Origin of the sequence: uncultured Anaerovibrio sp. (assembly GCF_947302755.1) — a bacterium.
Lineage (GTDB): Bacteria > Bacillota > Negativicutes > Selenomonadales > Selenomonadaceae > Anaerovibrio.
In genome coordinates this window covers 1-21,495 of sequence record NZ_CAMYWM010000035.1, presented here as the reverse complement: position 1 = coordinate 21,495, position 21,495 = coordinate 1, and the positions used below count along the sequence as shown (strand labels likewise).

Annotated in this window: 18 protein-coding genes and 1 pseudogene; 17 read left to right on the top strand and 2 right to left on the bottom strand. The window is 46.2% G+C overall.

Translation table 11 applies throughout. The features are described from left to right. The 14 genes and pseudogenes from Q0Y54_RS05250 to holA form a co-directional block, all read left to right on the top strand. A partial coding sequence (locus Q0Y54_RS05250) for a dihydroxyacetone kinase subunit DhaK (RefSeq protein WP_297965026.1) occupies positions 1 to 416 on the top strand: 416 nt, incomplete at its 5' end. Between the two features lie 41 nt (positions 417 to 457). Continuing rightward, positions 458 to 1,063: a dihydroxyacetone kinase subunit DhaL gene (gene dhaL / locus Q0Y54_RS05245; RefSeq protein ID WP_297965023.1), complete on the top strand. Its 606-nt coding sequence runs from the start codon at positions 458 to 460 to the stop codon at positions 1,061 to 1,063. Positions 1,064 to 1,216: 153 nt separating this feature from the next. Next, positions 1,217 to 1,603, top strand: coding sequence for a dihydroxyacetone kinase phosphoryl donor subunit DhaM (gene dhaM, locus Q0Y54_RS05240; protein ID WP_297965021.1), 387 nt, complete (start codon positions 1,217 to 1,219; stop codon positions 1,601 to 1,603). Positions 1,604 to 1,774: 171 nt separating this feature from the next. Further along, a complete protein-coding gene (locus Q0Y54_RS05235; protein WP_297965019.1) occupies positions 1,775 to 2,665 on the top strand; it encodes a DMT family transporter in 891 nt (296 codons plus the stop codon). 55 nt (positions 2,666 to 2,720) lie between these two features. Beyond that, positions 2,721 to 3,911 (top strand): cell division protein FtsZ, encoded by a 1,191-nt coding sequence (gene ftsZ, locus Q0Y54_RS05230; RefSeq protein WP_297965017.1) that lies wholly within the window; start codon positions 2,721 to 2,723, stop codon positions 3,909 to 3,911. 6 nt (positions 3,912 to 3,917) lie between these two features. Continuing rightward, a complete protein-coding gene (locus Q0Y54_RS05225) occupies positions 3,918 to 4,658 on the top strand; it encodes a tRNA threonylcarbamoyladenosine dehydratase (RefSeq protein ID WP_297965016.1) in 741 nt (246 codons plus the stop codon). A gap of 159 nt (positions 4,659 to 4,817) precedes the next feature. Next, complete coding sequence (locus Q0Y54_RS05220) at positions 4,818 to 5,771, top strand: TAXI family TRAP transporter solute-binding subunit (protein ID WP_297965014.1); 954 nt, start codon at positions 4,818 to 4,820, stop codon at positions 5,769 to 5,771. A gap of 97 nt (positions 5,772 to 5,868) precedes the next feature. Continuing rightward, positions 5,869 to 6,360: a DUF1850 domain-containing protein gene (locus Q0Y54_RS05215; RefSeq protein WP_297965012.1), complete on the top strand. Its 492-nt coding sequence runs from the start codon at positions 5,869 to 5,871 to the stop codon at positions 6,358 to 6,360. Positions 6,361 to 6,386: 26 nt separating this feature from the next. Next, positions 6,387 to 8,319 (top strand): annotated as a pseudogene (locus Q0Y54_RS05210) (TRAP transporter permease). A 222-nt stretch (positions 8,320 to 8,541) separates the two neighbouring features. Continuing rightward, positions 8,542 to 10,206, top strand: a complete 1,665-nt coding sequence (locus Q0Y54_RS05205; protein ID WP_297965010.1) for a GGDEF and EAL domain-containing protein — start codon at positions 8,542 to 8,544, stop codon at positions 10,204 to 10,206. A 9-nt stretch (positions 10,207 to 10,215) separates the two neighbouring features. Then, positions 10,216 to 10,713 carry a preQ(1) synthase gene (queF, locus tag Q0Y54_RS05200; protein WP_297965008.1) on the top strand — a complete coding sequence of 166 codons (498 nt, stop codon included), beginning with the start codon at positions 10,216 to 10,218 and terminating at the stop codon, positions 10,711 to 10,713. A 231-nt stretch (positions 10,714 to 10,944) separates the two neighbouring features. After that, positions 10,945 to 11,520 carry a helix-hairpin-helix domain-containing protein gene (locus tag Q0Y54_RS05195; RefSeq protein ID WP_297965006.1) on the top strand — a complete coding sequence of 192 codons (576 nt, stop codon included), beginning with the start codon at positions 10,945 to 10,947 and terminating at the stop codon, positions 11,518 to 11,520. A 23-nt stretch (positions 11,521 to 11,543) separates the two neighbouring features. Then, positions 11,544 to 14,087, top strand: a complete 2,544-nt coding sequence (locus Q0Y54_RS05190; protein ID WP_297965004.1) for a DNA internalization-related competence protein ComEC/Rec2 — start codon at positions 11,544 to 11,546, stop codon at positions 14,085 to 14,087. 4 nt (positions 14,088 to 14,091) lie between these two features. After that, positions 14,092 to 15,183 (top strand): DNA polymerase III subunit delta, encoded by a 1,092-nt coding sequence (gene holA / locus Q0Y54_RS05185; RefSeq protein WP_297965002.1) that lies wholly within the window; start codon positions 14,092 to 14,094, stop codon positions 15,181 to 15,183. A gap of 104 nt (positions 15,184 to 15,287) precedes the next feature. Here holA and rpsT read toward each other — a convergent pair whose 3' ends face one another. Continuing rightward, positions 15,288 to 15,551: a 30S ribosomal protein S20 gene (rpsT, locus tag Q0Y54_RS05180; RefSeq protein WP_297965000.1), complete on the bottom strand. Its 264-nt coding sequence runs from the start codon at positions 15,549 to 15,551 to the stop codon at positions 15,288 to 15,290. A 111-nt stretch (positions 15,552 to 15,662) separates the two neighbouring features. Further along, positions 15,663 to 16,028 (bottom strand): hypothetical protein, encoded by a 366-nt coding sequence (locus Q0Y54_RS05175; protein ID WP_297964998.1) that lies wholly within the window; start codon positions 16,026 to 16,028, stop codon positions 15,663 to 15,665. A 22-nt stretch (positions 16,029 to 16,050) separates the two neighbouring features. On the opposite strand from Q0Y54_RS05175, the gene lepA reads away from it, so the two are divergent. From lepA to Q0Y54_RS05160, 3 genes are all read left to right on the top strand, one after another. Next, positions 16,051 to 17,847 carry a translation elongation factor 4 gene (gene lepA / locus Q0Y54_RS05170; protein ID WP_297964995.1) on the top strand — a complete coding sequence of 599 codons (1,797 nt, stop codon included), beginning with the start codon at positions 16,051 to 16,053 and terminating at the stop codon, positions 17,845 to 17,847. A gap of 269 nt (positions 17,848 to 18,116) precedes the next feature. Continuing rightward, complete coding sequence (hemW, locus tag Q0Y54_RS05165) at positions 18,117 to 19,295, top strand: radical SAM family heme chaperone HemW (protein ID WP_297964992.1); 1,179 nt, start codon at positions 18,117 to 18,119, stop codon at positions 19,293 to 19,295. 319 nt (positions 19,296 to 19,614) lie between these two features. Further along, positions 19,615 to 21,495, top strand: a 1,881-nt coding sequence (locus Q0Y54_RS05160) for a filamentous hemagglutinin N-terminal domain-containing protein (RefSeq protein WP_297964990.1), incomplete at its 3' end; no start/stop codon positions are given.

Genomic DNA, 21,495 nt, shown 5'->3' with positions numbered 1-21,495 from the left:
CCGCCTGCACTATGCCGGCAGCCGGCAAGCCTGGCTTTGATTTGAAGGACGATGAAATGGAAATTGGTATCGGCATCCACGGTGAGCCAGGCACCTCCCGTGAGCCTTTGAAGCCAGCCAATGCCATTGCTGAGGAGCTCCTGGACAAGATTACTGATGATATTGATTTTGATGGCAAGGAGGTTGCTGTTATTGTTAACGGCATGGGTGGTACTCCTCTCATGGAGCTGTACATTGTTAACAATTTCGTTCATGATTATCTGGAAAAGAAGGGCATTAAGATTTATGACACAATGGTAGGAAATTTCATGACATCCATTGAGATGGCCGGTTTCTCCATTACCCTGCTTCGTCTGGATGAGGAATTGAAGTCCCTGTATAATGCAAAGGCAGATACTCCGGCTCTGAGACGCTAATTTCCTGAGGGGAGCTGTTTAAAACGATTACGAATGCACAGATGATTGATATCTTGAAGGCCATGGCTGCCAGGATTGATGAAGAAAAGGATTATCTCACCGAGCTAGATAACGAAATCGCCGATGGTGACCATGGTGTCAATATGGCAAAGGGCTTTACGGCTGTTGTGGCCAAGCTGGATACCATGGCAGGAAAGGATATAGGAAGTATCCTTAAGACCACCGGTATGACCCTGGTGTCCACTGTTGGCGGTTCTGCCGGACCATTATACGGTACAGCCTTTATGAAGGCCGGTGCCAAGCTGGCCGGCAAGAACGAAATGGATGGCAAGGATCTTGTGGAAGCCATGGAGGCGGCTATTGGCGGTATCCAGATGCGCGGCAAGGCTACCACAGGTGAAAAAACCATGCTGGATGCCCTGTGTCCGGCCTATGATGCATTGAAGGCAGGTATTGAGGCCGGTGAAGCTTTGAAGGCTGCCTTGACCAAGGCTGTAAAGGCTGCAGAGGATGGTGTGGAATATACGAAAACCATCAAGGCCACCAAGGGACGTGCCAGCTATATTGGGGATCGAAGTATTGGCCACCAGGATCCTGGTGCAACCTCATCGTTGTATATGCTGGAGACTTTGTTGGCAAATATCTGATAGGGGAAAATATATTCCTGCCTCGTTTGAACGCTGATTGATTTTATTTGTAAATAATCAAATATTCCATTAGCAGCGTTATGTTAAGTGTTGAAAGCCAGACTTAGGAGGCAGCTTCTCAGTCTGGCTTTTCAATTTAAGGAGAAATGAATTATGGTTGGTGTAGTTATAGTTTCCCATAGCCAGACCTTGGCTGAGGGCGTTGTTGAATTGGCCAAGCTGATGGCTTCTGATGCTAAAATAGTTGCTGCAGGCGGCCTGGAGGATGGCACTCCCGGTACCAGCTTTGAAAAAATATACAACGCTGTGGAAGAGGTATACTCTGATGATGGTGTAGCTGTTCTCATGGATATGGGCAGTGCTGTAATGACTACCGAAATGGTTATAGAAGCCATGGAGGGACGTAAAATCCTTATGCTTGACGGCCCTGTTGTGGAGGGCGGCGTTGTGGTGGCCCTGGAAGCATCTTTGGGTACTCCCTTGGAGGAGCTGCAGGAAAAGGTTGATGAAGCACGAAATACTAAAAAATTAGATAATTGATTGATTTTATTGACAAAATTCAGTGGGAATATATTTTCCCACTGAATAAGTCAATTTTTTTGTAAAATATATTAGCTAAAAATTTTAATAAATAGATGATTTGAAATTGTGAAAATATTCCTTTTTGTTTACAAGATATGCTATAATGAAGTAGTCAGGAGGAATAGCATTTTGAAGCTGAGAGGAAGCTTGTATCTGTTGCTGGCAGCATTTATTTGGGGCGTCACCTTTGTGGCCCAGCTGGTGGGAATGGATAATATCGGCCCCTTTACCTATGGCTTTGCCCGGTATATTGTGGGAGTAATAGCCATATTTATTATCTGGTATTGCTTTAGGGGTAAAAGACGTGATGCCAAGGAGCATGGCGAATATTACTCTGGCTGGAAGGCCGGTCTGGGTGCCGGTTTATTGATGTTTATTGCATCGGCCTTTCAGCAATGTGCCTTACAGTATACTACTGCAGGCAAGACAGCATTTATAACCTGTTTATATATAATTTTTGTTCCTATTATATCAGTGATTGTGGGAAAGCTGCTAAAGCTGGAAAATTGGATTGGTGCTTTGGCGGCGGTCATTGGTCTTTATTGTCTCTCCATTAAGGGAGAGTTCAATTTAAATTACGGTGATGTTCTCGCTTTTATCTGTTCTATTTTTTGGTCACTGCACATAATGTATATTGACCGGTTCGCAGATAAAAAGGATAACATAGATATTTCAGCATCCCAGCTGGTTGTATGTACTGTACTTAACGGTATGGTGGCCTTTGCCATAGAAAATGTGGTGTGGCAGGATATTGTGGATGCCTGGTTTCCAATAGTGTTTGCCGGGGTTATGTCCTCGGGAATAGCCTTTACTTTGCAGATTGTGGGGCAGAAGTATGCAGAACCGTCCCATGCAGCGATTATAATGAGCCTGGAGTCTGTTTTTGGGGCCTTGGGCGGCTGGGTGGTTCTTAATGAGCAAATGGCTCCTATCGAAGTCTTTGGCTGTATGATGATGCTTTTGGGTATGCTTATTACTCAGGGCAGTGTTATTATCAGAAATCATTCATTTAAGATATAGAGATATGTAGTATAAAGGGAAATCGTACTTTTATGCTATGGGGAGGATTGTGAGTATGACTGAATCTAATTCTTCAATAAGAGGTGCAGTTGTGACTATAAAGATTGTTGGCGTCGGTGGTGGCGGTAACAATGTATTGGCCCGTCTGGCCGAGGATGGTATGGACAAGAGCCAGCTTGTAGCCGTTAATACTGATGTTCGACAGCTTAGAATTCTTGATTCGGCTGGTATACCGGCTGTTCTTATCGGTGCGAATATGACCAGAGGCCGCGGTACAGGTGGTGATCCTGAAAAGGGACAGTCAGCAGCTATTTCTGATGCATCCCAGATTGCTGATGCAATTCAGGGGGCTGATTTGGTGTTTATCACTGCCGGTATGGGCAAAGGGGTTGGTACCGGTGCTGCACCGGTGGTGGCCAAAATCGCCCATGATATGGGTATTCTCACCGTAGGCATGGTTACGTTGCCCTTTTCCCACGAGGGAAGCCGTAAAATGGAGGTGGCCCGGGACGGTGTGAAGCTTCTGCGGGAGCATATGGATGCGCTGGTAGAGGTAAAGAATGATAATATTCAGCGTTTGCCTGAATTTAGGCAGAAGTCTGTAGGGGAATCCTTCAACATGGTGGATGATGTACTGCGGCAGTCCATCAGCAGTATTGTGGAAATGATTCAGACTACAGGGGTTATCAACGTGGATTTTGCTGATGTTACCACCATATTTAAAAGTGGTGAGGCCTGTGATGCAGTGATGGGTATGGGCGAAGGGCCTAATGCTCTTGAGGCTGTAAAAAATGCCATAAGCAGTCCTCTTATAGAGACCTCGGTAAAGGGGGCCCGTGGCCTGATCGTTAATCTCACCGGCAACAGGAAGCTGCCGCTGCACGATGTAAAGGATGCCAATGAATTCCTCTATGAAAATACCCACCCTGATGTTGAAAACATCATTGGTCTGGTGGTGGATGATGAAATGGGGGATAATGTAAGGGCAACGGTTATTGCCACCAATTTTGATCCTGATGTATTGGCTGAGAAAAACAGCGTTTTAAAGCCAATTCAGTTCGGTAAGGTGGAAAAGCCCAAGCCGATACAGCCCCTTTATGTGGACAAGAGACCGGAGGAGCAGCCAGGGGTTGAGGTACCTCCTGCCAAGGGCAGCGGACCTGAGCTGATTGGCTTCATGAAGGGAACTGCCCACATTGGTGGGGCCAAGTCCAATATTAACCGTAAGGATGACGTGAAAGATTAAGGCTTTATGGAAACTCGTTTTGAAAGAACGGAGCTGCTTTTAGGCGGGGCAGCCCTGGCAAAAATGTCCGACAGCCGGGTAGCTGTTTTCGGTGTGGGCGGTGTAGGTTCATTTACCGTTGAAGCCTTGGCCAGATGTGGTATCGGTCATTTTTTGCTCATAGATAATGATGTGGTCAGCATAAGCAACATAAATCGTCAGCTGCATGCTCTTACCAGTACGGTGGGGCAGTACAAGACCAGGCTTATGGCTGAGCGTATAAAGGAAATTAATCCAAAGGCGGTGGTAGAAACAATTGAAGATTTTTATCTCCCGGAAAAGCGGGATAAATTCTTCAAGGGGAAGATTGATTACATTGTGGATGCCATAGACACAGTAACAGCCAAAATAGATTTGGCTGTGCAGGCTGATAGAATGGGAATACCGATTATCAGCAGCATGGGGGCTGGGAATAAGCTTAATCCGGCAGCCTTTGAGGTTTCGGATATATATAAAACCAGCGTGTGTCCTTTGGCAAGAGTGATGCGTCAGAAGCTGAAAAAGCTGGGAGTAAAAAGGCTTAAGGTGGTTTACTCAAGGGAGGAGCCCATTAAACCTAAAAAAAAATCTGGGGAGACAGATTCTGCTTCCTATGGTGCATCAAAAAAGGCTGTCCCTGGCAGCGTTTCCTTTGTTCCTTCTGTGGCTGGCCTTATTGCAGCCAGCGAGGTGGTGAAGGATTTGTGCAATGGGTTGATTCAACCATAGAATTGGCCTGGTTTCGGTATTTTCGATTATACATTATATTTAACTTTTTGTTTTATCTACTACGTCAATGTAACAATATTACTATATTGCAATATTGTTTATTGTATGCCAAAAGGTTTTAGGGGTTTATAGGTGTAAATGTGTAAGGAGGAATAAGAAATGAAATTGTTTGGCAAGCTTTCTCTGTTAAGCGTCATGCTGGTAACCATAATTGCTCTGGTGGCAGGTTGCGGCAGCAGTGATGGTGGTAAGAAATTCCTGAATATTGCTACCGGTGGTACGGCTGGTACCTATTATCCAATCGGCGGCGCAATGTCGGAAATTCTTAACAACGAGATTAAGGGGATGAACGCCAGTGCCCAGAGTACCGGCGCAACTGTAGCAAATATCAATATGCTGAAGGAAGGTCAGGTTGACCTGGCTATCGTTCAGAACGATATTACCTACTATGCTGCCAATGGCACAGAGATGTTCGAGGGCAAGAAGGTGGAGAATATTAAGGGTATTGCAACTCTTTATCCTGAGACCTGCCAGATTGTTACCCTTGACGGCAAGGGGATTAAGTCCATCGCTGACCTGAAGGGCAAGCGCGTTGCTGTAGGTGCTATGGGTAGTGGTGCTGAGGCAAATGCCCGTCAGATTTTGGCCGCCTATGGTATTACCTATGATGATATTGATGAGCAGTTCCTTTCCTTCAGTGAGGCCGCAAGCGCATTAAAGGACGGTAATGTTGATGCAGCATTCCTTACTGCCGGTTATCCTACCGCTGCTGTACAGGATATTGCTTCCCAGAACAAGGTTAGACTGCTTCCTGTAGAGGCTGCCAAGGCTGACGCTTTGATTGCCAAGTATCCATTCTACACCAAGGTTACCATTCCAGCCGGTACCTACGGTATGACTGAGCCTGTAGAGGCCATTTCCGTAATGGCTATGCTGGTATGCTCCGATAAGGTTGATGATGCTCTCGGATATGAGGTTACCAAGGCACTCTTTACTCACCTTGACCGTATCCAGGCAGCTCATGCTGCAGCAAAGGCTATTACCAAGGAGGGTGCTACCAAGGGTATGCCAATTCCTATGAATGCCGGTGCAGAAAAATTCTTTAAAGAGTAATAGAATATGATAGCTATGGGAGCTGTTACAGAAGCCATTCAGTATGGAATGGTGCAGAGGGGTGCCTTTGTGTCTGCTTCAGCTCCCCTTTTTTAAAATGAACAGTAAAAAAATTGCTTCATGTATACTGATATTGGTGATATTGGTGATATTGGCTGCCGGCTGGTGGCTTTCAGAACCAAGGCTGTGTATATATGGAAATGAGCGGCAAAAAATTGTGACCATGGAGGTCACGCCGGCAACCAAGCTGGAAATAAGCTTTATTCATTCAGTACAAAAAACCTTGGTGGAGGAGTTTCTCACCCCTGATGAGGAGCTAAAGGGCTTTGTACTGAATTCCACCAGATATCATTCCTTTGGTGTTGGCTTGCCCTTTATGGCATCTGACGGGGCCTTTCGACAGGAGGGAAATGCCTTTGTCATGGATGATATGAACCGTCATTTTAGGGAATTGAACCTGCGGACCGGAGTGGGAACCAAGCTGACGGTTACGGTGAATGAGCAGAAATTTGAGCTATATGAAATGTTGGAGCCCGGTCAAAAAGTAGATATTGTTATTGTACCTAGATATAAGACCTTATTAAGGTAACGGTAAAAAGGGGGGAATATACAGCTATGTCAGAAGAAAAGGACGAGAAAGAGCTGGCTGCGGAAGTGCTTAAAAAGTACGATAAAGAGTCAGATACTATGCTGTATACGGGGGTTATGGCCAAAATTGTGTCAGCCATTGCAATTACATTTTCAGTATTCCAGTTATACACCGCTATCTTCGGCGTACTGGATGCCCAGCTGCAGAGGGCAGTTCATCTGGGCTTTGCTTTGGCACTGTCGTATTTACTGTACCCTACCAGAAAATCTTGGTCACGGACCAAGGTACATCCGCTGGATGTACTGTTGTCCATATTAGGTGCGGCAGCACCGGCCTATATATGTATTATGTGAACTGGCTATGCGGGCTGGTATGGTTACAGCTACCGATATGGTAATCGGTGTTGTTGGCCTGCTGCTGGTGGTAGAGGCTACCCGTCGTGTTGTAGGCATACCAATGGTTGTGGTAGTGCTGGTATTTTTAACCTATGCATTTGCCGGTCCATACATGCCGGGTGTTCTTGCCCACAGAGGATTGTCCATTGAACAGCTGGTAGGCCATTTGTACTTTACGACGGAAGGTATTTTCGGTATTCCGTTGGGAGTATCCTCTACCTTTATATTCCTGTTTATTTTGTTTGGTGCGTACCTGGAATCCACCGGACTTGGTAAATTCTTTATTGATATTGCCAATGCTATCGCCGGCTGGGCCAGTGGTGGTCCGGCAAAGGTTGCCGTATTGTCCAGTGCTCTTATGGGTACCGTATCAGGCAGCTCCGTGGCCAACGTGGCCGGTACCGGAAGCTTTACTATTCCAATGATGAAGAAGCTGGGCTACCGCAAGGAATTTGCTGGAGCTGTTGAGGCGGCCTCTTCCACTGGTGGACAGCTCATGCCACCGGTTATGGGTGCTGCTGCCTTCCTTATGGCGGAGTTCGTAGGTGTGCCTTATATTGATATTGTGGCCGCTGCGGTTATTCCGGCAATTTTGTACTTCACAGGCTTGTGGTTGGGTGTTCATCTGGAAGCCAGACGCAATAACCTGAAGGGTGTTCCTCGTGATCAGCTGCCAAAGGCCTGGGTTATATTCAAGGAACGGGGCCATTTGGCTATTCCGCTGGTGGTTATCGTGTACCTTCTGGTAACCGGTTATACGCCAATGCGGGCTGCCCTGGTGGCCATCGTTCTTTCCATTGTGGCGTCGGCTCTCAGAAAGTCCACCCGTATGAAGCCTATTGAGATTGTAAAGGGCCTGGAGGCCGGTGCCCGAAATGTATTGGGCGTAGTTATTGCCTGTGCCTCTGCCGGTATTATTATCGGTGTGGTAACCAAGACCGGTATTGGCCTGAAGCTGGCCTCTGGCCTGTTGGCCCTGTCCGGAGGTAATTTGCTTCTCACCATGTTCTTTACCATGATTACTTCAATTATTTTGGGCATGGGCGTTCCCACCACTGCAAACTATGTTATTACATCCACCATTGCGGCTCCGGCCCTTGTACAGATGGGGGTACCGGTACTGGCTGCCCATATGTTTGTGTTCTATTTCGGTATAATTGCCGATGTAACTCCACCAGTTGCCCTGGCGGCCTATGCGGCCTCGGGTATCAGTGGCGGTAAGCCGTTGATGACCGGAGTAAATGCGTCGAAGCTGGCAATAGGAGCCTTTATCATACCGTATATATTCGTAATGTCGCCGATGATATTGATGATAAATGCCACGGCCTTTGGTCTGGTTTTCTCTACGGTGACGGCTATACTGGGTATGGTGGGCGTAAGCTCGGCCATGATTGGTTATTTGGCCGATCACTGTAAGCCAATTGAACGGGTTATCCTGTTTGTGGGCGGTATATTGATGATTATACCCGGTGTTGAAACAGATGTACCTGGTATGATTATCCTGATAGCCATTCTGCTGTTACAGAGAAAGCGCCACAATAGCAGGGACAGCATTGAGGCATAGGGCATAAAAAGAAAATGCAAGTATATAGCATCCTGAGTAAATAGGAAAAATTATTCAGGATGCTAATTTTTTTTCTATAAAATATTGAATTAGGAGGAGATTTTGTATATTATTGTAACAATAGGGTGAGTATCAATAATTGGGAGATGAGTGATACTAATGAATAAACGTATGAATATCCCTCAGGGGTCTATACTTCGCCGGATATCATTATTTTTTAAAATGATCCAACGTACATCGGACGAGTACTTTTTTGCCACTGATTTGGAGGAAGACCTGGTAATGGTTTCGGCAAATATGGTAAATGATTTTGATGTGCCAAGTGAATGCTTCTACCATATGGACAAATATTGGGCGCCTCTGATTCATCCTGATGATTTGGAGGGCTTTGCCGCTTCGATGAAGATGCCGGAATCCAGGCGCAATAATATTGGTCATGACTGCGAATATCGGATAAAAAATCGCAAGGGTGATTACATATGGGTGCGCTGCCGTGGGCAGTATGCCTTTGATTCAAGGACTGACAAGCCTTTTTTGTTTATGGGAAGCATAAAAAAGCTGGCTCAGCGCAATCATGCTGATGAGCTAACGGGACTGTTAAACAAGTATCAGTTTGAACATGCTGTCAAGGTAGCCTTGAACCGATATCGCGTGGATGGAGTCGGCGGGGCATTGATGGTTTTCGGTATTGATAATTTCAAGATTGTCAATGAAACATATAATCGTCATTACGGTGATGAGGTGCTGAAGCTGGCGGCGAAAAAGATATCGGACGTGTTGCCAACCGGGGTTATGCTGTATAAATTGGATGGGGATGAATTTGCCCTTGTTATACAGGGTGTGGACCTGGAAAACGTGGAAGAAATTTATGGGAGCATCCAGAAGAGCTTTGCCCGGCCCCATAATATTGACGGAAAACAGATATTTTGTACCATTTCCTGTGGTACGGTTCTGTTTCCGCAGTCCGGGAAGGATTATTTGGTACTGCATAAGCATGCCGAGGCAGCCCTGGATCTGGCCAAAAGGGATGGTAAGAACCAAAATTGTATTTTTTCCAAGGAAAATTACAACAGATGGATAAGATCCATGAGTATGCGGGATGACCTGAGGGTCAGCATTGAACAGGACTGTGAAGGCTTTTCCCTGTTTTATCAGCCTCAGGTACGGGCCGGCGATAATAAAATAATTGGTGCTGAGGCCCTGCTGCGGTGGCGCAATCCTAAGGGACGCATGGTTTCACCAATGGAATTTATCAGTATTTTGGAAGAAACCAAAATGATTATTCCCGTTGGCCGTTGGATTTTTGAAACTGCTGTGAAGCAATGTAAAGAGTGGCAGCAGATTAATCCTAATATGTGTATCAGCATAAACGTTTCCTATGAGCAAATTAAGGATGCTTCCTTTAAGGATTTTGTGGTGGATTGTCTGAACCGGTACGATTTAAAGCCGGAGCTGGTGGTGCTGGAGCTTACCGAATCTACCATTGTGTCGGACTGGACTAATATAAACCGTCAGTTTGATGCTTTCCGCAAGCTGGGCATCAGGATTGCCATGGATGATTTTGGAACCGGGTATTCATCCTTGGCCTACCTGAAAAATCTATCCTGTGATCTGGTAAAGATTGATAGGGCCTTTGTTACCCATATAACAGAAAAAGATAACACCTTTGACCGTCATTTGGTGCGGGTAACTGTGGATTTGTGTCATAGTGTGAACATAACGTGCTGTATTGAAGGGGTGGAGACGGAGGAAGAGTATACCCTCCTTAGAGATATATGTCATGCTGACTGTATTCAGGGTTATTTGTTTGGCCGTCCGGAGGCACCGGAGAATTTTGAGTTAAAATTTTTCAATATTGGAGCTGATGATGCTAATTCGGAGGCTTGAGGAGAATATATGTCAAGAGATAAAAATGATTTGCCGGAGATAACCCTGTTGGGTAATCAGAATACCAAATACGGCTACGAATATGATTCATCGCTATTGGAAACCTTTGATAACAAGCATCCGGATAATGACTATTGGGTGAAGTTTAACTGTCCGGAATTTACCAGTCTGTGCCCCATTACCGGTCAGCCGGATTTTGCCACCATATATATTTCCTACGTTCCCGATGTAAGGATGGTGGAGAGCAAATCCTTGAAGCTGTACCTGTTCAGCTTTCGTAATCATGGGGATTTTCATGAGGATGTGGTGAACATTATCAAGAAGGATTTGATTAAGCTGATGGATCCCAAATACATTGAGGTATGGGGCAAGTTCCTGCCACGGGGCGGCATTTCAATTGACCCATATACCAATTACGGGCGTCCGGGAACCAAATTCGAGGATTTGGCCTGGTATAGATTTCAGCAGCACGACCTGGCCTTTATGGACAAGGTTGATAATCGCTGAAGGTTCAAAGAGACTTATTCAGTGGGGGGATTTTATACGTCCACTGGATGTAGTCGAATTAATCCAGAGCTTATGTGTGCTAAAATTGAATATTGTGTTTTGAACTCCTGCCTTGGTTTATTGTGCAGGAGTTTTATTTTGCATAAAAATATATATGTAAAAAGAAAAAGTGTTGAATATTTTAAAATTAAATATTATAATTGTGGTAAAAAAGAAGGAGAAACTATAATTATGTTTAAAAAATCGATGCTTGTTTTAGCCGTAGTGCTGTTGGCCGGAGTACTTGGCACCTATTGGGAGCTTGCCGGTGATTCTGCTCCTGTATCCAATTTAGCTGATGACAGCCTGGGGGAAAATCAGCCAACAGAATATTATGCAGTATATGTATGCGGCGCAGTGCAGAATCCTGGGGTAGTGCTGCTTAATCCGACAAGCCGTATCAGCGATGCCATAAACAGCTGTGGCGGCTTGCTGCCCAATGCCGATGCAGAGGGGATTAATTTGGCCGAAGCGATTAAGGACGGCATGCAGATAATCGTCCGCCCCAAGCATATCATAGCTACCAGCCCTGTTGATGGGCAGAAGGGGGAAGCCACGGCCGGTACCACCGGAGAGGGAAAAATAAATATAAATCGGGCCAATTTGGACGAGCTGACCAAAATCCCTGGTGTAGGCAAGGCAACAGCCCAGCGGATCATTGATTATCGTACCCAAAATGGCTCCTTCAGCTCCATTGATGATCTAAAGAAAATCAAGGGCATTGGGGCCTCCAAGTTTGAAAAAATGGCACCGAAAATTACTATTTAACGTAGTCCGCCAGCATATTAAAGGTGGAGGATAGATCAAAAAGTGAGAAGGATTTAAAGGGCAATAAGATGTTTAAGGAAGGTCAGTCCCCCAAAATATTGGTGAATATGGTATTGGCATTGTATATTTTGGGGATTATTTTAGGAAGGCAAGTGGATTATCAGCCGGAAACCTTTGGCCTGTGGTGTGGAGGGCTGGTTATTCTTCTTGTGGTTACCATGGGCTTGGCCTGGGCCAGATACCGACTGGCCTGGGTTATAATGGGGATGACTGTATTGCTGGTGGGGATGCTCCGTTTTTCCGCTGTTATGAATATTGACCAGCAGGATATTGGACAGTGGGTGGACAAGGACATTACCCTTATGGGGGAGCTGGCGGCTTCCCCAGTGCTGCGGGTGGATGACCAGGGAAAAAACCATATAAAATATACCGTACAGTGCAATCGGCTCATCCTCAGTGGACAGGAGCTTGATACTCACGGCAAAATAATATTGTATGCCAGAGACAATTCCTATGATGAGCATAAGGGCTTATTCCAGGGGACAGAGGCGGTGGAGGAGCAATACGGACGTTCAGGGGATATTATACGGGCCAGCGGGCGGCTGATGAGGCTCCATGATTATCAAAATCCCGGACGGATGGATATGGTAATGGCCAATCGCTCCCAGGGAATTCATGGCCAGATGTCGGCGGCGAAATACAGCATTGAGCTTATGGCCCAGGACAAGGATTTGATGACCCGCTGGGCAGAGCAAATTCGCCATCTATACAAGCTGCAGATGGACAGGGTGATGCCCAAGGAGGATAGTGCTGCCATATTTGCCATGCTGTTTGGCGGCTATGGAGGGATAAAGCCGGAGCTGCTGGAGGCCTTTACGGTGACGGGACTTATACATATTTTATCCGTATCCGGCTCCCATATAACCCTTATGGCCGGTACAGCCAATGTCATCGGTCGGGCACTGGGCTTGTCCGGCGGCTTGACTTCAGTATTGGCCACCATCATTATTGGCCTGTACAGTCTGTTGGCCGGTGGTACCACACCGGTGCTTCGGTCGGCGATTATGGGGGTATTAACCATTATGGCCTTGACCATGGGTCGGGAAAAGGATGCCCGTCATCTGCTCAGCATTACCGCCTTGGGCATATTGCTTATTTGGCCCCTGTCCCTCTATGATATATCCTTTCAGCTGTCCTTCGGGGCTACCGCCGGTCTGCTTTATTTGTCCCCGGCAATAGGAGGGCTTTTGCGAAAATATTTGTGGATTTATGTGGCGGATTCCCTGGGGGTCACCCTGGGGGCCCAGTTAGCGGTGCTGCCCCTTTTGGCCTGGTATTTTAATGTGATTTCCCTTAGCTCATTGCTGGCCAATCTGGTGGTAGCCCCGGTGGTGGAAATAATTATCGTAATTGGTCTTTTGGCCGGGGTGCTGGTCGGTGTTGTGCCGGTGGTGGGACAATTTGTTTTTATTGCTGCCAGCCTCCTTTTGGGAATAGCCTATGAATTATCGAGATTAATTGCCAAATTGCCGGGCAGCCAGGTATATTTGCCCACCTTTGGCGTAATCGTCTGGGGCATTTATTATGGGGGACTATTTTTATTGACCCTGTCACGGGACAGAAGATCAGCTTATTGGAGGGCTTTGACGGGACTATGGCATAGGATAGTACATAATGATCTTGAAAGGCGGCTTGTATATACAGGAATGGCTGCAGCGGTAATTGTCTGCCTGCTCCTCCATTGCTTAAGGCCCAATGAAATGCAGGTTCATTTTATTGATGTTGGTCAGGGGGATGCGGCCCTGGTGGTGACTCCCCACGGCCATGCCTTTATGATTGATACCGGAGGAACCCGGCAGGGGGGCTATGATATTGGCTCCCGGGTGGATGTGCCCTATTTGCTCCATTACGGTATACGGAAATTGGATTTTATTATGCTGACCCATGCCCATGATGATCATGCCCAGGGGGTGGGGGGAATTGTGGACAAGCTGCCGGTGGGGGCGATAATGATCGGTCATGAGGGGCGGGAAGCCTATATGAAAACCTTTGGCGGTACCCATCAGGCTCTAAAAAGGGAGCCCATGGTGGTTCTGAAGGAGGGGGCAGAAATGACCCTGGATGGGGTGAGAATTCAGGTATTGTATGCCCCGGCGGAAAATTTAATCGGTGGCAATACGGGCAATGAGTTTTCCAATCTTATACGGGTATCCTACGGACAGCAAAGCTTTCTCTTTACCGGGGATCTGGCCAAGGAGCATGAACAGATTTTATGCAAAGGGGGAACCGCATTACATAGCACTGTATTGAAGGTGGGACATCACGGCAGTAATACCTCCAGCTCAGAGGAATTTTTACGGGCGGTAAATCCCCAGTGGAGCGTTATAAGCGTGGGATATGGCAATAGCTTCGGCCATCCTAAGCCTGAAATCCTCGCGAGAATTCATAATTGTACCAACAGCAGGCTGCTGCGCACCGATAAGCATGGAGCCATTGTATTTACCACAGATGGGGAACAATTGCGTGTTAATACTCAAGTGGTGTATGATAAAGAGAATGGAGGGTGATTGTATGAAATTGGGTGAATTGCGGACACGCCTGAAAAAAGGCGATATAAGCCACCTATATTTATTAGCCGGGGAAGAGGCCTATTATATAAAAAAAGCTGAGGAGGCTATTTTACAGACCCTATTTCCATCAGGGTACAATACTGAGGATGTGCAGATTGCGGACGGCAGCAGTCTGTCCGCAAATGAACTGGTAAGTATGGTGGAGACGGTGCCCTTTTTTTCGCCGAAAAATGTGATTATAGTTCGTGATGCAATTATGTTTAAGGCCAAAAAAAGGGGTACAGATAAAGAGGAGGAGCCTGATGAGGAAGAACAGCCGGTAATCAGCGATAACACGGTGGGGGAGGAACGGCTATATAAGCTGTTTGCCAATATGCCAGAATTCAGCTTTGTTATTTTTGAGCTTAGGGGCAAGGCTGATGGGCGTAAAAAAATTTATAAGGAGCTTTCCAAGGCAGCCCATATTATGCAGGGTGATCCCATAAGGGCCTATGATAATAATATTAATGAGTGGCTTCAGGGAAAGCTCCAGGAGCTTCATAAAACCATGGATAGTGAGGCCCATTATTATCTTGTACGGGCACTGACCATGATGGAGACAGTTCCCCTGGGCTTTATGGACAAGGAAATGGAAAAGCTGTCCCTGTTCATGGGTCCGGAGCAGAAGCTGATTACCAAGGATATATTGGTACAGGTAATGTCTGATATGCCGGAAATATATGGCTTTGCCATGAACGATGCCATAGCAGCCCATGACACAAAAAAAGCCCTGTACTTATTTAATAAGCAGCAGGAGCAGGGCGTATATATATTGGTGATAATTGGTCAGCTGGTACATTTCGTTCGTCAGATGTGGCAGGCGAAAACCATGCTGCAAAAGGGGCTTAGGGATAAGGCTCTGGGACAGGCTATTGGTATGACTAATCCCTATATTTTAAAAAAAATAACCAGGGAATGTCAGGGCTTTTCCGAGGAAACCCTTAAAAATGCCTTCCTCCAGTTGGCAGAGTGTGATTTGGGAGCCAAAACAGGCCGTCTGGATAACGCTGAGGTGGAAGGGGTAATCATTAGTCTTTGCTGCAACAAACAATAAAAATAGTGAGCAAACAGATAAGAGGTAGTTATTAAAAATAGACACCAAAAAAGGGATTGGGAAAATGTGAATTTTCCAAATCCCTTTTTATTTCATGCGAATCATTATGCCATTGCGTTAACCTTGCGAGCTAAACGGGACTTCTTACGGTTTGCAGCATTCTTGTGATATACATGGTTTGCAGCAGCCTGATCGATAGTCTTACAAGCAAGTGCAAGGAGGGCCTTTGCTTCTTCAGCGTTACCAGCCTCAACAGCATCCAAAACCTTGCGGGAAGCAGTTCTTACGCGAGACTTCTCGGCCAGGTTCTTTGCATGGCGCTTCGCGTCAGTCTTTACACTCAGAATAGAAGATTTAATATTTGGCAATTAGTTCACCCCCTTGAAATTTCAGTACCTAAGTATTTTAGCACGGCGAAATGAAAAATGCAACATTTTATTTTATGGATAATTACAGTTCAAATATCATATTTATATTGGTTAATTCGTAATCAGAACCTCAACGGTTTTGTTGTGTTTGTTATTTGCCTGATAATTGCAATTGTTATAATCAAACATAACATTATGAAGCTGATAACCGCCCGTTTCTTGCCAGTCAATCATTTTTTCATTTTTTAAGCCCTTGTGCTCGGCAACATTTGACAGAGCAAATTTTACCCCTTTGTCATTGAGATAATCCAAAATGTTAAAGAGCTTGGTATCATCCTCGGAATTCCAGCCCTTAAAGCCGCGTTTTCCGTCGTTGTAGCTGCCGCAGGTAATTTCAACATATTCGTGATTTTTTTCAGAAGCTGTTATATTGCTTATTGTTATTGTTGAATGATATAATATTTTGGTTAGTTTCATTTATATTTGAAGGGAAGAGATTATGGATACAGAGAAAATTCGTAATTTTTCAATTATAGCGCATATTGACCATGGTAAATCCACTATCGCCGATCGTCTTATAGAATATACAGGCACCCTGTCCAAACGGGAAATGGCCGATCAGGTATTGGACAATATGGATTTGGAGCGGGAGCGGGGCATTACTATTAAGGCACAGACGGTGCGCCTGGATTATAAGGGAAAGGATGGGCAAATGTATTGTCTCAACCTGATAGACACCCCGGGTCATGTGGATTTTACGTACGAGGTATCCCGCAGCTTGGCCGCCTGTGAGGGAGCATTGCTTATTGTGGATGCGGCCCAGGGAGTAGAGGCCCAGACCTTGGCCAATGTCTATATGGCCTTGGAGCATGATTTGGAAATCATTCCGGTCATCAATAAAATAGATTTACCAAGTGCAGATCCTGACCGGGTAAAGCAGGAGATTGAGGATGTTATTGGTTTGGATGCATCGGAGGCAATTTTGGCCTCGGCCAAGACGGGCCAGGGCATTGAGGATATTCTCGATGCTATTGTAGAACGGATTCCGGCTCCATCCGGCAAAGCTGACAAGCCACTTAGTGCTTTGATATTTGATTCATATTTTGACTCGTATAAGGGAGCCATTGCCCATATCCGCATAATGGATGGTGTCTTGAAAAAGGGCATGGGCTTAAAAATGATGGCCACCGGCAAGGTGTTCGAGGCTACAGAAATCGGCTGCTTCCGTCCCCAGACCACGGAGCTGCAGGAAATGGGACCAGGCTCAGTAGGCTATTTGGCCGGTTCCCTTAAGCAGGTTCGGGATGTGCGGGTGGGGGATACCGTAACTTTGTCTGAGGGTGGTGTTTCCGAGCCCTTGCCCGGTTACCGCGGTGTTACCCCAATGGTGTACTGTGGCCTTTATCCGGTGGACAGTGCGGACTATGATAATCTTAAGGATGCCCTGGAGAAGCTTCAGCTTAATGATGCGGCCCTGGTTTTCGAGCCGGAGACCTCCATTGCCTTGGGCTTTGGCTATCGTTGCGGCTTCCTGGGACTTCTGCACATGGATGTTATCCAGGAGCGCCTGGAACGGGAATATAATCTTCGACTTATTACCACGGCACCAAGTGTTATTTACCACGTGTATAAAACTGATGGGGAAATGGTAAAGGTGGATAATCCCTCGGATTTGCCTGATCCTACCACCATAGATCACATTGAGGAGCCCTTTGTAAAGGCCACGGTGATTGTGCCAAAGGATTTTGTAGGGGCCGTTATGGAGATATCCCAGAATAAGCGGGGCGAGTTCAAGAGCATGGACTATCTGGATGTGAACCGGGTAATGATTATATATCATATTCCTCTCAGCGAGATAATCTATGACTATTTTGATAAGCTGAAATCCTCCACCAGAGGCTATGCCTCCCTGGATTATGAGCTGGCTGATTATCAGCCGGCCAAGCTGGTTAAGCTGGACATTCTGATGAATGGTGAGGCCGTGGATGCCCTGTCCACCATTGTTCATGTGGATAATGCCGCCTCCCGGGGCCGGTCCCTGGCGGCCAAGCTGAAAACTATCATACCTCAGCAGATGTTTGAAATTCCTATCCAGGCGGCCATCGGCAACAAGATAATTGCCCGTGAAAATGTCCGCGCCTTGCGCAAGGATGTACTGGCCAAGTGCTATGGCGGCGATATTTCCCGTAAGCGCAAGCTGCTGGAAAAGCAGAAGGAAGGTAAAAAGCGCATGAAGGCAGTGGGCCGGGTGGAGGTGCCACAGGAGGCCTTTATGGCGATACTGAATATAGACTAAATACGTCAAAAGGATGTTGTCCTTCGCTCGGCTTCGTCACTAAAACTATTTTTTTCTTCAAATTAGTCAGTGAGAAAAATCCAAACTCGCTACGCCCTTATACGATTGGTGTTGCTTCGCTCAAACAGTGGATGTTTTCTCACTGTGTAAGTATGAAAAAAACAGTTTATTAACGTTCCTCAGCCTAATGTCTCAGGACAATCACCCTTTCGACGACTATATAGTAGAGGTGTGTGCGTATTGCCATGTGATCACATACCTCTTTTTTTATGACGATAATAAAGCTGGTGCAGATTATGACAACTGATTTTGGCGTATATATTCATATTCCATTTTGTAAGCAGAAATGCTTTTATTGTGATTTTCCCTCCTTTGCCGGACGGGAGAAGTATATAGATGAGTATCTTAAGAGTCTGCACCGTGAATTGGAGCTGGCGGCGAAAAAAATTGGTGCAGGGGATCAGCTGGTTCCCTGTACTATTTATATTGGTGGCGGCACGCCCAGTCATTTGACGGTATCCCAGCTGGAAAGGCTGCTGGAAGGTATTCATGACCATATTCAGGTGAAGACTGTGACAGAATTCACCATTGAGGTCAATCCCTGCTCCGTTGACGAAGAAAAGCTTCGTTTAATGAGGGATAAGGGGATAAATCGTATAAGCATGGGGGTTCAAAGCTTTGATGATGGGTGCCTGAAGCGTATTGGGCGGCTCCACACAGGGGATATGGCGGCGGAAAGGGTGAAGCTGGCCCGGGAAGCAGGCTTTACTAATATAAGCCTTGACCTGATGTATGGCCTGCCGGGGCAGACCCTGGATATGCTGCAGGCGTCATTGGACACAGCTGCGGAGCTGGGGGTACAGCATATTTCCCTTTATGGGCTGCAGCTGGAGGAAGGTACTGTACTGGCCAAACAGCAGGCAATGGAGAAGCTTAGACTGCCCTCAGAGGAGGATACAGAGGCTATGTATGATTATCTGGTGGATTTTCTGCCGGCCCATGGCTTTCAGCGTTATGAAATTTCCAATTATGCCCTGCCGGGCTTTGCCAGCCGACACAATAGCCTGTATTGGCAGGATGTACCATATATAGGCCTCGGCTCAGGTGCCCATTCCTATTGGCAAGGAAACCGCTATGAAAATCCTGTTGATATTGGGGACTATATTCAGGCAATCGCAGAGGACAAATTCCTTCATATAGTGGAGGAGACTGTCAGCGATAAAGACCATATGGAAGAATTTTGCTTCCTGGGTCTGCGGATGACCCAGGGTATTGATAAGGAGCAATTCCGGTTAAGGTTCAATAAGGATATAAATGAGGTCTTTGGTGATGGCATAAAGGAAATGATGACCAAAGGCCTTTTACAGGAAAAGGATGGGGCGTTGTCCCTGACTCCCATGGGCATGAAGTATGGCAATATGGTATTTGGTGCATTTATCATTGATTAACTGCGGCTTCGTTGGGGGCGGCCTTGTTCCCTGATAAGCTCCTTTTTCAACAAGGATGCTGCCGAATATAAATTAAGTAGTTTTATTATTGCTGTACAAACAGGAAAAAATAATTCAATGTCGAAGTAATAATATGTAGTGATAGCCGTATGTGATAGTAGAGAAGATTACTTTCTGGATTTTTTATTTGGAATATTTATTTAGTTTGCCACAAGGAAATTTATATGCAGGTGAGGTGTTGTATATAATTTTTAAGGGAAAAGATTTTAATTCGTTGCAAAATATTGACGATATAAATGATGTGAGGGGGTATGCTATCATGAGGTATAATAAATTTGGGAAACAATTAAGAAAGAAGGTATTGGCCGGTCTACTGGCCGGGGCCTTGAGCCTGTCTCTTACTACATCGGCAGCTTACGCTTTGCCAGTACCGGTAAATGCCAGTGAAACGGGCATTACCAGCCAGGACAATATCATGAATATTGCCAAGGGGGCTGACAGCGTTATAGATTGGACCAGCTTTTCCATCGCCAAGGGTGAAACCGTAAATTTTGATGCTCACAATTACCTTAATATGGTTAAGGGCACTGAAATGTCAGAGATTTGGGGTACCCTGAATGGTGAAGGAAATATTTATCTCATAAATCCTAACGGTATTTTATTTGGCAAGGGAGCCGAGGTGAATGTGGGGGGACTTTATGCCTCCACCCGCAGTCTGGAGAACGTTGATACAGAGGCCTTTACGGCGGGGGGCAATCCACTGGAGACACTGGCGGCTCAGAACGGGGATATTGTGAACATGGGTACCTTGACGGCGGCCCAGAACATCGTCCTTGAAGGCAATAATCTGATTTTCACCAACAAAAGCGATGACAGTGGTATTGATGGCCTGACCGCCACCAATGGCACCATTGACTTGGTGGTGGGAGCCGGCGGCTCCGTTCAGGTGGGGGAATATTCCAGCACCGAGGCCGATAACAAGGAAACCCATAAAATAGTCACCACGGACCATCAAAGCGGTACCATTGAGGCATTGACCAGCTTCCGGGCAGTACGGAATATGGATGAGCTGCAGGCCCTCAATACGGATGCTACTACCCTGGCCGGTAATTACATGATGATTGGGGATATTGATGGCAGTGTAATTCCGAATCAGCCGAATGCATATACACCTATTGGCTATTTAGTAGGTGAAACTATCTTTGATGTTACTGATTCAGGTTTTAGTGGCCGCTTTAATGGTCTTAATTATCAGGTAAAGGACCTGAATATTACTTCTTACCACATGAAATACGATTATGTTGGGTTGTTTTCCCGGCTAAAGGAGAATGGCATTATTGAAAACCTGAAGCGGGTTGGCGGAAAAACGGAGGCAGGAAATGACCAAGATTACGCCGGTGGTATTGTGGGATTTAATGGTGACTGGGCTGATCAGACTCCTATAATTCGTAATGTATACAACAGCAGTGAAATAATTTCCAAAACTGCCTCAGGCGGTATTGCTGGCCAAAATTATGCCAACATTTATAATGCCTATAATGCGGGAAATATTTCAGCAGCTGGACAGGATTATGGTGCAATGGGCGGTGGTATTGCTGCGTTGAATACAAAGGGTACAATCAAAAATGCCTATAATACGGGAAATGTAACGGTAACTGGAACGATTGGCACTTGGAGACAAACCGATGCTGGTGGAATCACCGGGGTTAATCAATATGGAGGATTAGTTGAATATGCCTATAATACAGGTACTGTAACGGCAAGTGGTGCCAATAGCAATCTTGCAGGTGGTATCCACGGGACGTATAGTAATGGGGATGGGACAACTGTGACAAGAAATACCCAAACAAAGGATGGACCTATTTTCGGTAATGGACCGGCCCCAGGTGAAACCAATACCATAAACCCTGATTTAGTCATTTCAGCCTATGGCTTGGCGGGAACTGGCTTGGTGGATTCTGATGGTACCACCATGCTGGATACCAAGACCTTTACTGTTACCCTGGATTTGCCAGTTCAGGATCCGTCCGGCAGTGGTGAAGGCACCGGTGGCGGCGAAGGCACTGGTGGCGGCGAAGGCACTGGCGGCGGTGAAGGCACTGGCGGAGGCGAAGGCACCGGCGGTGAAGGTACCGGTGGCGGGGAAGGAACTGGCGGTGGCGAAGGCACCGGCGGTGAAGGCACTGGCGGTGGCGACGGT

Excerpts from the sequence above, each read along its gene's own strand:
- Q0Y54_RS05215 (WP_297965012.1), top strand. The coding sequence starts at position 5,869 with ATGAACAGTAAAAAAATTGCTTCATGTATACTGATATTGGTGATATTG.
- Q0Y54_RS05195 (WP_297965006.1), top strand. The coding sequence starts at position 10,945 with ATGTTTAAAAAATCGATGCTTGTTTTAGCCGTAGTGCTGTTGGCCGGA.
- dhaL (WP_297965023.1), top strand. The coding sequence starts at position 458 with ATGATTGATATCTTGAAGGCCATGGCTGCCAGGATTGATGAAGAAAAG.
- holA (WP_297965002.1), top strand. The coding sequence starts at position 14,092 with ATGAAATTGGGTGAATTGCGGACACGCCTGAAAAAAGGCGATATAAGC.
- hemW (WP_297964992.1), top strand. The coding sequence starts at position 18,117 with ATGACGATAATAAAGCTGGTGCAGATTATGACAACTGATTTTGGCGTA.
- Q0Y54_RS05225 (WP_297965016.1), top strand. The coding sequence starts at position 3,918 with ATGGAAACTCGTTTTGAAAGAACGGAGCTGCTTTTAGGCGGGGCAGCC.
- queF (WP_297965008.1), top strand. The coding sequence starts at position 10,216 with ATGTCAAGAGATAAAAATGATTTGCCGGAGATAACCCTGTTGGGTAAT.
- Q0Y54_RS05220 (WP_297965014.1), top strand. The coding sequence starts at position 4,818 with ATGAAATTGTTTGGCAAGCTTTCTCTGTTAAGCGTCATGCTGGTAACC.
- lepA (WP_297964995.1), top strand. The coding sequence starts at position 16,051 with ATGGATACAGAGAAAATTCGTAATTTTTCAATTATAGCGCATATTGAC.
- Q0Y54_RS05175 (WP_297964998.1), bottom strand. The coding sequence starts at position 16,028 with ATGAAACTAACCAAAATATTATATCATTCAACAATAACAATAAGCAAT.
- dhaM (WP_297965021.1), top strand. The coding sequence starts at position 1,217 with ATGGTTGGTGTAGTTATAGTTTCCCATAGCCAGACCTTGGCTGAGGGC.
- Q0Y54_RS05205 (WP_297965010.1), top strand. The coding sequence starts at position 8,542 with ATGATCCAACGTACATCGGACGAGTACTTTTTTGCCACTGATTTGGAG.
- ftsZ (WP_297965017.1), top strand. The coding sequence starts at position 2,721 with ATGACTGAATCTAATTCTTCAATAAGAGGTGCAGTTGTGACTATAAAG.